We start from the raw sequence: 6,000 nt of genomic DNA, 5'->3' as shown, positions 1-6,000 counted from the left end.
GAGATGCAGTTACTCCTCGCGGTCTGGACCGGCGCCTGCCCCACCTGTCACCGCGACATACCCACGGCGATACCAACCTGACCAAGCCCTACTAGGAGCCCGGAGGTGTTCGGGCCGCGAACGACCAGCCAGGCTGCCGGGGGCATGGCTTCGTGGCCGGTCACTGCTTGCGACTGGTCGTTTCAGACGAGCGCCGGTGTGGGAGCGGGCAGGTAGGGGGTGATGTTGCGCCACGCGCGCTCGATGTATTCCTCCTTCTCGCCGACCGGGGCGACATAGTGCAGTGCGCTTTCGGCGGCGTCGTTGCCCTCGAGGCGGGCGATGATCCAGGCGGCGAGGTAGTGCGAGGCGAGGCAGCCGCCGGCGGTGGCGATGTTGTCCTTGGCGTAGAAGGGCTGGTTGAGCACCTCGACGCCGGCGGCGATGACCCAGGGCTTGGTGGTCAGGTCGGTACAGGCGGGGATGTCGTTGAGCAGGCCGAGCTTGGCCAGCACGAGCGCGCCGGAGCACTGCGCGGCGATGAGTTGGCGCGAGGGGTCCAGACCGTGCAGGATATTCATGATCGCCTGGTCTTCGACGACCTCGCGGGTGGCGATGCCACTGCCGACGATGACGGCGTCAGCGGCGCACGCCTCCTCAAGAGTGGACATCTGTTCGATAACCACCCCGTTCATCGATGTCACCTTGGAGCTGGGGGTGGCGATGGTGACGCGCCAGTCGTCGGTCTTGATGCGGTTGAGCACACCGAGCGCGATCAGGGAGTCGAGCTCGTTGTAGCCCTCGAAGGTGAGGATGGCGATGTGCACGGCGGCTGTCCTTCCGGATGAGTGGGGCTTGACGGTAAGGACCCGCGAGCAGGACAGTCAAAGAATTGTCATGGATACAATTCGGTGCATGGCAGCCTCGCGGTACAAAATCCTGGTCGACGCGCTCGCATCCGACATCCGGACAGGCCGGCTCGCCGCAGGAGTGCGGCTGCCGACACACCGCGGGCTCGCCGCCCGCGAGGGCATCGCCGTGGTGACCGCCACGCGGGTGTACGCCGAACTGGAAGCGATGGGCTTGGTGAGCCGGGAACAGGGCCGCGGCACGTTCGTGCGTGACATCGCGGTTCCCGCCGGTCACGGCATCGATCAGCAAATCGTCGCCACGGATGCGGTCGACCTCAACTTCAACTATCCGTCGCTGCCCGGCCAAGCCGATCTCCTACGGCAGGCTCTGCGAGAGGTGGCCACCTCTGGCGAACTCGACTCGCTGCTGCGCTACCAACCACATCGAGGGCGTCCCCAGGACAGAGCCTCGATCGCACGGCACCTCAGGCGTCGAGGAATCACTCCTGACGCGGATCAGATCCTCATCGTCAACGGTGCGCAGCACGGCCTGGCCATCACCGTCATGGCCGCGCTCAACGCCGGCGACGTCGTCGCGGTCGACGCACTCACCTACCCGGGTTTCAAGGTGCTCGCGCATGCCTTTCATCTCGACCTGGAGCCAGTACCCACGACCGCCGACGGGCCGGATCTCGATGCCCTGGAGAAGCTGTGCGCGACCCGCCCTGTGCGCGCGATCTACACCATGCCCACCTTGCACAACCCGCTGGGGTGGGTCATGCCGGCAACCGACCGCACCCGTCTGATCGAGATCGCTCGGCAGCACGGTCCGCTCATCATCGAAGACGCCGCATACGCCTACCTGGTCGAGGATCCTCCACCGCCTCTGGCTGCAAGTGCACCGGACATCACCGTCTACGTCTCGGGACTGTCCAAGAGCGTCGCCACCGGCCTCCGGGTCGGCTTCGTCGTCGCCCCGCCGTCCAGGGTGCCGTCGCTCGAACGCGCGATTCGGGCGACCATCTGGAACACCCCGGCCCTCACCACCGCGATCGCCTGCCGCTGGCTCGAGGACGGCACGGTGGACCACCTGGAAGCGCAGAAACGAGACGACGCCAAGGCCCGCCAAGCACTCGCCAGACAAGAACTGGCAGGCCTACCACTCATCAGCCACCCCTCGTCCTACTTCACATGGCTGACTCTGCCCAACGACGCACGCGCCGATCGCCTGACCGCCACCCTCGCGCGTCAGCACATCTCGGTAAGCACGGCGGAGCCCTTCACCACCTCGAAGCACACACCACAGGCGCTCCGCCTCGCTCTCGGCTCGACCGATCTGGACAGTCTCCAGTCGACGCTGCGCACAGTGCGACGCGTCGCTATCGAGGACGCCTACGCCTGAACTCCACTCGACCAGCCGATGCCCGCCCGCACTGGCCTCTGCGGACGAAAGCCGTCGGCGCTGGAGCGTGGGGGCCGGTCGGCCTGGGACCCGAGACTTCCCGGGCGGCCTCGTACGTGCGACGAAGCGGGGTGTGGCCGGTCCGAAGTCCTGGCGGATCTTCCGCAAGACCCGATGCAGTCCACAATCGAATGCCGTCGATTGCTGCAGCCGTCCTCACCCTGGAGCGGCAACGCTGAAAGAGCTCACTGACACGGAGCGAGGAGCCGATCACAGCCTGATGGCAGTTCAAGTTCCGACTCAGCCGCGTAGCTGGGCACGCCGGGCGGTGACGAGGTCGTGCCACCGGGCGCGGGTGGCCTGTTCGCCGTCGAGCCAGTGCGGCGCGGTGTGCTCGGCGGGGAGCGGGAGGCCGGCCGCGTCATGGAGGTGAGGCCCGCGACGTCGAGCTCGGTGCGCAGGGCCCGGACGCGGTTGTCCGCGTACGAGTGGAAGTGCAGAGCCACGTACGGGTGAACGTACAGAGGAACGTGGCGTGTCTGCGTACCGCGCTGGGGACCCTTGTGCCTGACGGGTGACCGAGGTGGAGGGCGGCCGGCGATGGTTCTGGAAGCCGACAGATGGCTGCAGTTGCGGCGGTTCCGCGCGCTGCACGAGGCCGGCGCGAGCATCTCGGAAATCGCCCGCGAGACCGGACTGAACTGGCGGACCGTCAAGAAGTGCCTCGACCACTGTGCTCCGCCTGAGCCGCCCCAACGGGCGGTTCAGTCCGGCCGCAAGCCGCAGGTCCTTGCAGTGCTGGCACCGGTGATCGACGCCTGGTTGCGGTCCGAGTTGCTGCTGAAGGGCACGGTGATCCACGAGCGGCTGGTCGCCGAGTATGGCTTCACCGGCCACTACCAGCGGGTCAAGCTCTGTCTGCAGCAGGCCCGGCCGCGGATCGCGGAGGAGCTCGGCGTCGGCCCGGACGAACTGGCCCGCCTGCACCGCCGGTTCGAGGTCGTCCCCGGCGCCCAGGCCCAGGTCGACTGGGGCGACGAGGGCCGGATCCTCGCCCACCTCGGCATCCCGAAGGTCTACTCCTTCCATATGGTGCTGTCCTACTCCCGCGATCCGTTCTGCTGCTTCACTACCACGCAGGACCTGGTGACGTTCTGGGACTGCCACCGGCGGGCGTTCGCGCACTTCGGGGGCATTCCGAAGGCGATCGTCTACGACCGGACGAAGACGGTCGTGCGCCGGCACGTCGCGCCAGGCGAGGCGGTGCCGCTGCATCCGGAGGCCGTGGCGTTCGCCGGGCACTACGATTCGACATCGACGTGCTCGCGGCCTACCGACCCACCGGCAAGGGAAGGGTCGAGCGGCAGGTGAGCATCGTGCGCGACCATGTCCTGGCCGGCCGGGCCTTCTCCTGCCTGGAGGAGCTCGACGCCGCGTTCACCGCGTGGGTGCCGATGCGCCGGGCTCGCACCCATCGCACCCACGGCGAGGTGATCGGGGTCCGCGCCGCGCGTGACCACGCCGCCCTGCGGCCGCTGCCGCCGAGCCCGTATGTCGTGGCCGACCGGCACCTGCGGCACGTCGGCAAGGACTGTCTGGTCGCCTTCGACTCCAACCTCTACTCGGTCCCGGCCCGCAAGGTCCGCCACCGGCAGCTGGTGGAGATCCGGGCGTCGGCGGCCACGGTCACCCTGCACGCCACGGTCCCGGACGCTGAGGGCAGCACTCTGCTGGCCGTCCATTCGCGGGCGGTCGGTCGGGGTGCGAAGATCGTCGACCCCTCCCACTGGGACGGCCTGCCTGACGGCCACACCCGGGCGACGATCCCCGGCCCGGGTCCGGAACGCGCGCCCTCGATTGCGGCGCACGCCGAGGAGTACGGGCCTCTGCAGGCCCTGCTCAAGCGGTCGGCCGCCGCACAGGTCCAGGTCGGCCGCCGCCCGCTGTCGGTCTACGACCAGCTCGCCGGCACCCGTCCCTTCACCACCCAATCGCCGATCCGAAGGACGCCAGTTGAGCGAGCTCGTCACCACCCGCATCCGGTCCACCGCGGCCAAGCTCGGCCTGCCCCACCTGGCCGAAGGCCTCCAGAGCCTCCTCGGCCGGGCGGACGCCGGCAAACTCGGCTACGTCGACTTCCTTGACCTCGTACTGGAGGAAGAGCTCGCCCTGCGTGAGGACCGCCGCTTCCGCCACTCGCTGCGGATCTCCAACCTGCCGCACCACAAGACCCTCGACGATTACGACTTCTCGTTTCAGCCAGACCTCGATGCGCGCAAGATCCGAGACCTCGCCACCCTGTCGTTCGCGGAGCCCAAAACCAACGTCGCCCTGCTCGGCCCGCCCGGGGTCGGCAAGACCCACATCGCCATCGCCTTGGCCGTCGCGGCCTGCCGGGCCGGCTTCACCATTTACTTCACCACCCTCGACGACATGGTCCGTCAGCTCAAGGCCGCCGACTCCATTGGCCGCCTCGGCCGCAAGCTCCAGACCTACCTGCGGCCCCACGTCCTCGTGGTCGACGAAGTCGGCTACCTGCCCCTCGAACGCGAGGAGGGCAACCTCGTCTTCCAACTGATCTCGAAAAGGTACGAAAAGGGCGCTGTCATCCTGACCTCGAACAAGAGCTTCGGCGAATTCGGCCAGGTCTTCGGCGACGAAGTCCTGGCCACCGCCATCCTCGACCGGCTCCTCCACCACTGCGACGTCGTCCCGATCAACGGCCCCAGCTACCGGCTCAAGAACCGGCTCACCGCCATCGAAGGAGAAGTCGGCGTCGCCTGACGGATCCGACAGACCATCAACGACCGGGTGGTGAACTCCTGCCCCGGGCGTGTCTGTCCAGATATTCGATCAACCTGGATTCGCTCCGCTCAAGACGCTCCCGCTGATCGTGGGGCAGCGATGCCAGTGCATCAACGAGAACTCGCTTGCGGGGAACGTGAACCATCGAGCCGGAGTAGATCCGGCAGCCGGAACACCACGCGAACCCGATACATCGCTCGAACATGGCGGACTCGGGCGGATAGAAGCGGTACTGATACGAGCGGACAGGCGTCCCGCAGGCGGCACAGATCCGCCGGTCCCCGTCAGAGACCGTGTCCCAGGTCCCGACCTTGAGCCAGTGCTGCCGCTCGGAGGGTGCTCTTCAAATAGTCATGCGGAGCATTCTTCCTCATGACGAGGACTCCCGGCATCAACCCTGGGCCATTGCAAGCAGCTCTGCACGTTCGCTCGTACTTACCTCTGTACTTCGACTCGTACGCCGACAGCGGTCGTCGAGTGTGGGGTAGCCAGCGTCGCGGGCGGCGATGGCCGCGTTGATCCTGGTGGCACGCAGGTCCAGGCCTGCGAGGACCTGCTCGGCCAGGTCGAGTTCGTCGTCGGCCTGGTGGGCGTCGAGGAACGCGACGGGGAGGGCGCGCAGTGCCTGGCAGTGTGCGGCTTCGCCGGATTTCGCACTGTTCGGCTTCGAGGCGCCTGGCCAGGTAGGCGGCGGCCGCGCGGGCCGGCTCTCCCTGCACCCACCACAGATCGCCCAGGACCCGCTGATGGATGGCGGGGTTCACCGCGAACGGCTCCTCCGACGACGGCCGTGAGCGGTACATCAGCACCTCGATCTCGCCCACGCATGCGGCTCAGATCCTGGCCACGCAAGAGCGGGGAGCGACGGAGGAGGAGCTGTATCCGGTCGTCGCGGACGCCATCACCGAGTCGTATCTCACGGAGTGGGGCACGCGGGCGGATGGCCTGCGCGCGGATCACGCA

Annotated in this window: 5 protein-coding genes; 4 read left to right on the top strand and 1 reads right to left on the bottom strand. The window is 67.7% G+C overall.

All coding sequences use genetic code 11. The features are described from left to right. Window positions 1-182: 182 nt before the first annotated feature. Window positions 183-806: a DJ-1/PfpI family protein gene (locus AC0699_RS36245; protein WP_478669386.1), complete on the bottom strand. Its 624-nt coding sequence runs from the start codon at window positions 804-806 to the stop codon at window positions 183-185. An 88-nt stretch (window positions 807-894) separates the two neighbouring features. Between AC0699_RS36245 and AC0699_RS36240 the strand changes: the two genes are divergently transcribed. The 4 genes from AC0699_RS36240 to istB all read left to right on the top strand — a co-directional run bounded on the left by AC0699_RS36240 (window position 895) and on the right by istB (window position 5,016). Then, on the top strand, window positions 895-2,232 hold the full coding sequence (locus tag AC0699_RS36240) for an aminotransferase-like domain-containing protein (RefSeq protein WP_478669383.1): 1,338 nt from the start codon (window positions 895-897) through the stop codon (window positions 2,230-2,232). 600 nt (window positions 2,233-2,832) lie between these two features. Beyond that, window positions 2,833-3,603, top strand: a complete 771-nt coding sequence (gene istA / locus AC0699_RS36235; protein ID WP_478669380.1) for an IS21 family transposase — start codon at window positions 2,833-2,835, stop codon at window positions 3,601-3,603. A 5-nt stretch (window positions 3,604-3,608) separates the two neighbouring features. Then, window positions 3,609-4,376: a Mu transposase domain-containing protein gene (locus AC0699_RS36230; protein ID WP_478669376.1), complete on the top strand. Its 768-nt coding sequence runs from the start codon at window positions 3,609-3,611 to the stop codon at window positions 4,374-4,376. Then, window positions 4,270-5,016 (top strand): IS21-like element helper ATPase IstB, encoded by a 747-nt coding sequence (gene istB / locus AC0699_RS36225; RefSeq protein ID WP_478669396.1) that lies wholly within the window; start codon window positions 4,270-4,272, stop codon window positions 5,014-5,016. The genes AC0699_RS36230 and istB overlap by 107 nt, the downstream gene beginning before the upstream one ends. Window positions 5,017-6,000 lie beyond the last annotated feature (984 nt).

The sequence above is a fragment of the Streptomyces sp. NPDC043870 genome, assembly GCF_056435785.1.
This window is presented reverse-complemented; position numbering and strand designations above follow the sequence as displayed.

Bases quoted from the DNA above. Each gene is read 5' to 3' on its own strand.
- AC0699_RS36240 (WP_478669383.1), top strand. From the start codon at position 895: ATGGCAGCCTCGCGGTACAAAATCCTGGTCGACGCGCTCGCATCCGAC.
- istA (WP_478669380.1), top strand. From the start codon at position 2,833: ATGGTTCTGGAAGCCGACAGATGGCTGCAGTTGCGGCGGTTCCGCGCG.